4 protein-coding genes are annotated in these 4,286 nt (G+C 73.5%); 2 read left to right on the forward strand and 2 right to left on the reverse strand.

The window, feature by feature from the left end; all coding sequences use genetic code 11:
* The first annotated feature begins 1 nt into the window (after position 1).
* Both BZL64_RS28180 and BZL64_RS28185 read left to right on the forward strand, forming a co-directional pair.
* Positions 2 to 1,102, forward strand: a complete 1,101-nt coding sequence (locus BZL64_RS28180; RefSeq protein ID WP_086771991.1) for an aminoglycoside phosphotransferase family protein — start codon at positions 2 to 4, stop codon at positions 1,100 to 1,102.
* Positions 1,103 to 1,391: 289 nt separating this feature from the next.
* Positions 1,392 to 3,365: an N-acetylmuramoyl-L-alanine amidase gene (locus tag BZL64_RS28185; RefSeq protein WP_086771992.1), complete on the forward strand. Its 1,974-nt coding sequence runs from the start codon at positions 1,392 to 1,394 to the stop codon at positions 3,363 to 3,365.
* Between the two features lie 22 nt (positions 3,366 to 3,387).
* On the opposite strand, the gene BZL64_RS28190 is transcribed toward BZL64_RS28185, so the two are convergent.
* Both BZL64_RS28190 and BZL64_RS28195 read right to left on the reverse strand, forming a co-directional pair.
* Positions 3,388 to 3,885 (reverse strand): hypothetical protein, encoded by a 498-nt coding sequence (locus tag BZL64_RS28190; protein WP_086771993.1) that lies wholly within the window; start codon positions 3,883 to 3,885, stop codon positions 3,388 to 3,390.
* A 218-nt stretch (positions 3,886 to 4,103) separates the two neighbouring features.
* Positions 4,104 to 4,286: universal stress protein (locus BZL64_RS28195; protein ID WP_158101569.1), on the reverse strand; the 183-nt coding region annotated here is incomplete at its 5' end.

Raw genomic sequence — 4,286 nt, forward strand, 5'->3', positions numbered from 1 at the left:
GCTGCACTCCCGCCCGGGCGGCGGCGGCCCCTACCTCGACCCCGCCCGGCCGGCACCCCCCGTGCTCGGCGCGGGCCGCGGCGCCCGGCGCCCCGCGGGGCTCGGCACACAGCCCGTCAGCGGGAGACTCGATCTGTCCGGCCCTCAGGGCGCCCAACTACGCACGGCGATCGCGTCGGTGCACCGGATCTGCCCGGAGTTCGCCCCGGTGCAGGTACTGCGCCGCAGCGGCCGCTCGGTGCTCCTGGTCGGTACGACGGGACGCAGCACGGCAGTCGCCAAGTGTTTACTGGACCACTCCCCCGTATGGGCGGAGCGGATCCGCCACGAAATAGCGGCGTACCGCACGTTCGTCCGGCACCGCCCCCCTGTGCGGGCGCCGAGGCTGATCGCGGCGGACCCGGACAACTGCACCCTCGTCATCGAACGGATGCCGGGACGCGTGGCGGCTCTGCAACGGCACCCCCTGGACGCCCCGCCCCGCGCGGACATCCGGGCGGCGCTCGGCGCGATCTGCCAGCTCAACAAGTGGCGGCCGACGGCCGGCACCTTCGACGCCCCCCTGGACTACGCGGCCCGGATCTCCCGGTACCACGAGCTGGGCCTGCTCACCGACCGGGACCTGGGAGACCTCCAGAAGCTGCTGCACGGCATCGCGGCGACCGCGGGCCGGCAGGGCATGGGCCAGTTCTGCCACGGCGACGCCCTCCTGTCCAACATGCTCCTGTCACCGGCCGGTCCAGTGCTGGTGGACTGGGAGCACGCGGGCTGGTACCTGCCGGGCTACGACCTGGCGACGCTGTGGTCGATCCTCGGCGAGGCGCCGGACGCACGCCGTCAGATCAGCCAGATCGCCCAGTCGGCGGGCCCGGCCTCGCGTGACGCCTTCCTGGTCAACCTGATGCTGGTGCTGACCCGGGAGATCCGTACCTACGAGACGGCCCTGCAGCGTTCGATGTACGACTCGGCACCCGCGGTGCCGGGGCCGGCCCATCCGGGGGCCGCGCCGACCGGCGAGGAGCAGCGGCTGCTGCTGCGGCGGCTGCACGACGACTGCCAGATGGCCCGCCGGGCCGTCCGGGCGGCGGTCGGCACCCGCTGAAGCGGCACTCGCCGCAAGGAAGAGCAAGGTCCGCGGTGCGCCACAGCGGCGGCGCACCGCGGACCTTCCCATGTCCGGGTCCACGACGCCTCGAGGCGGGGGCCACTGGTGTAGGCCGGTGACGCCCCGCAGGCGGCGGACCCACCCGCCACGAAACTCGCCCGACCCCTGTTGACATGGGAAATCGTCTGCCTGTGCGCATGATTGACGGATCGTCGGCAAGCCGGTACCACTGAGCCACGTCCGGCCCCGCACGCCCCGCCCCGCCCGCTCGTCCCAGGAGGCCGCATTGCGAGGATCCGTCACCTTCCCCAGACCAGCACGCACCCCGAGATCCGTACGCACGCACAGAGCCGCCGGCGCCGTGGCCTCGGCGGCTCTGCTGTTCCCGCTGCTCGCCGCGTCCCCTTCCCCGGTCGTCGCGGCGGAGTCCGCGACGACCGGGCTGCAGGGGGCGTTCGCCGCCGCGTCCGCCGAGTACCAGGTGCCCCAGAGCGTGCTGCTGGGCGTCTCCTATCTCCAGTCCCGCTGGGACGCGCACGGCGGCGCGCCGAGTGTGACCGGCGGCTACGGCCCGATGCACCTCACGGACGCCCGCACCGCCCTCGCCACGGCGCCGCACCACAGCGAGGGCACCGAGGACCCGCGCGGTGACGACGCCCGTACCCCGCTGCGCCCCGAGGCCCCGCTCCCGGCCGACTCGGAGATCCCGGCCCGGCTGCGGACGCTGCCCGAGGCCGCGGAGCTGACCGGCCTGAGCCGCGAGGAGTTGCGCACCGACCCGGCCGCGAACGTGGCCGGCGGCGCCGCCCTGCTCGCCGCCGCGCAGCGGGCGCTCGGCGAGCCGCTGACCGCCGATCCGGCGGACTGGTACGGGGCGGTGGCACGCTTCTCCGGCGCCGACGACACCGCGACGGCCGCCGCGTACGCCGACGACGTGTACGCCGTGATCCGCGGCGGCGAGGAGCGCACCACGGACGCCGGCCAACTGGTGGCACTGCCCGCGCGGCCGGGCCTGGCGCCCGACACGGGGCAGCTGCGACGCACCGGTCTGCGCACGGCGTCCGCGGCCGGCACCGAGTGCCCGGGTTCCGTCTCCTGCGAGTGGATCCCGGCGCCGTACGAACAGTTCGGCGACAACGACTACGGGAACCACGATCTGGGCGACCGCCCCGCGGCACAGTCGATCAAGTACATCGTCGTGCACGACACCGAGGGCGGCTGGGAGGGCGTCCTGGACCTGGTCCAGGACCCCGCCTACGTGTCGTGGCAGTACTCGCTGCGCTCCACCGACGGTCACATCGCCCAGCATGTGAAGGCGAAGGACGTGGCCTGGCACGCGGGCAACTGGTACATCAACTCCAAGTCGATCGGCCTGGAGCACGAGGGTTTCCTCGCCTTCCCGGACTCCTGGTACACGGAGGCGATGTACCGGTCGTCGGCGCGGCTGGTGGCGTACCTGGCGGAGAAGTACGGCATTCCGCTGGACCGGCAGCACATCCTGGGACACGACACCGTGCCCGGCCCGACCGCCGCCACCGTGCCGGGCATGCACACCGACCCGGGGCCGTACTGGGACTGGCGGCACTACTTCGAGCTGCTCGGCCGGCCCTTCGAGGCCACGGCGCGCAAGAACGCCGGCCTGGTCACGATCCTGCCGGACTACACCGCCCACCAGCCGGTGTACACGGGCTGCACGGACAAGGGCGAGCCGTGCGTGGCGCACGGGTCGAGCGCGGTCCGGCTGTACTCCGACCACGACGAGAACGCGCCCCTGATCAAGGACATCGGCCTGGGCACGACCCCGACGACGGGCGTGAACGACCTGTCCTCACGCGTCTCCACCGGCCAGCGCTACGCGGTCGCCGACCGCTTCGGCGACTGGACGGCGATCTGGTACCTGGGCCAGAAGGCCTGGTTCAGGAACCCGGCGGCGCAGCCGACGGCCGTGCCCGCGAACGGGCTGGTGGTGACCCCGAAGGACGGCGTGGACAGCGTCCCGGTCTACGGGCGCGCCTACCCGGAGGCGTCCGCGTACCCGGCGGGCGTGCCCGTCCAGTCCGTGTCGCCGCTGCCCTACCGGCTGCCGGCCGGCCAGAAGTACGTGGCCGGTGACAAGGTGCCGGGCGAGTACTACTACGCGGTCACCTTCGCCACCGACGCCCACCGGGTGGTCGTGGGCAAGGACCTCTACTACGAGATCCAGTACGGGCACCGGGTGGCGTTCGTCCGGGCCGCGGACGTGCGGCTGACCTCGCCGTAGCCGCCGAGAGCCGCAGTCCGGATCAGCCCTGCTGGAAAAGCTCCGCCGGGAGCGGCTTCAGCAGGGCGTACAGGTCGTCGGTGATGGGGCGGTCCCAAGCGGCGATGGTCACCAGGACGTTGTCGCTGCGGTCGAACTGCACGCAGGAGATGCGGCTCTCGGAGAGCTTGAGGCGGCGCACGATGAGGAGGTTGTCGCCCTGCATCACCGGCATGTCCTCGGTGCCCACGACGGTCACCTCCTCGTCGTTCTCCAGCGCGAGCAGCAGCTGGGCCACCTCGAAGGGGACCTCGTCCGCGGCGATCTCACGGGCCGGCGAACCCTCGGGGAGGTTGCCGATGATCATCGCGGGGCCGCGTCCGCCGAAGAGGTCGTAGCGCAGGAAGACTCCCTGGCACGAGCCGTCGGGGGCGGGCAGCAGGCCGGCACCGAGATTGCCGGGCCAGTCACCCGGATCCATGGCCAGGACGTCGAAGTCGGGCCCGGCGGGCGTGGCACTGCGGCGGCGGAGGAACGACATGCCGCCATGGTACGTGTACGGAGGCGGTCGGCGTCGGCCGGGCGCCCGCCTGCTACCGGTGGGTTTCCCGGCTTCCCGAGGCACGGTTTCGGCGGTCGGGCCGGCGGCGTCGGCGTGACCGCCGGCGATCGGGAGATCGTCGACGCCCCCCGCTGTGACCGCCGTGCCGGACGGTCGGTGCGAAGTCGAGGGCGATGCGGTGCCGCGGCCGGTTCCGCTCACTCCTCCGCGGGCGTCGGCGGCACCACCGCCACCGGGCTCGCCGCGTGCAGCAGGACGGCGTGGGTGACCGAGCCCAGCATGCGGGCGGGGGCCAGCAGGCGTCGGCGGTGCCGGCCCACGACGACCAGCTCGGCGTCCCGGGAGGCGGCGACGAGCTGGCCGGCCGCGTCGCCGGGGGC

It is taken from the genome of Streptomyces bobili (assembly GCF_002154575.1).
In the GTDB taxonomy this organism is placed as follows: Bacteria; Actinomycetota; Actinomycetes; order Streptomycetales; family Streptomycetaceae; genus Streptomyces; species Streptomyces bobili.

What these genes read in the sequence shown, in the direction of transcription:
- BZL64_RS28190 (WP_086771993.1), bottom strand. Translation starts at nt 3,885, where the DNA reads ATGTCGTTCCTCCGCCGCCGCAGTGCCACGCCCGCCGGGCCCGACTTC.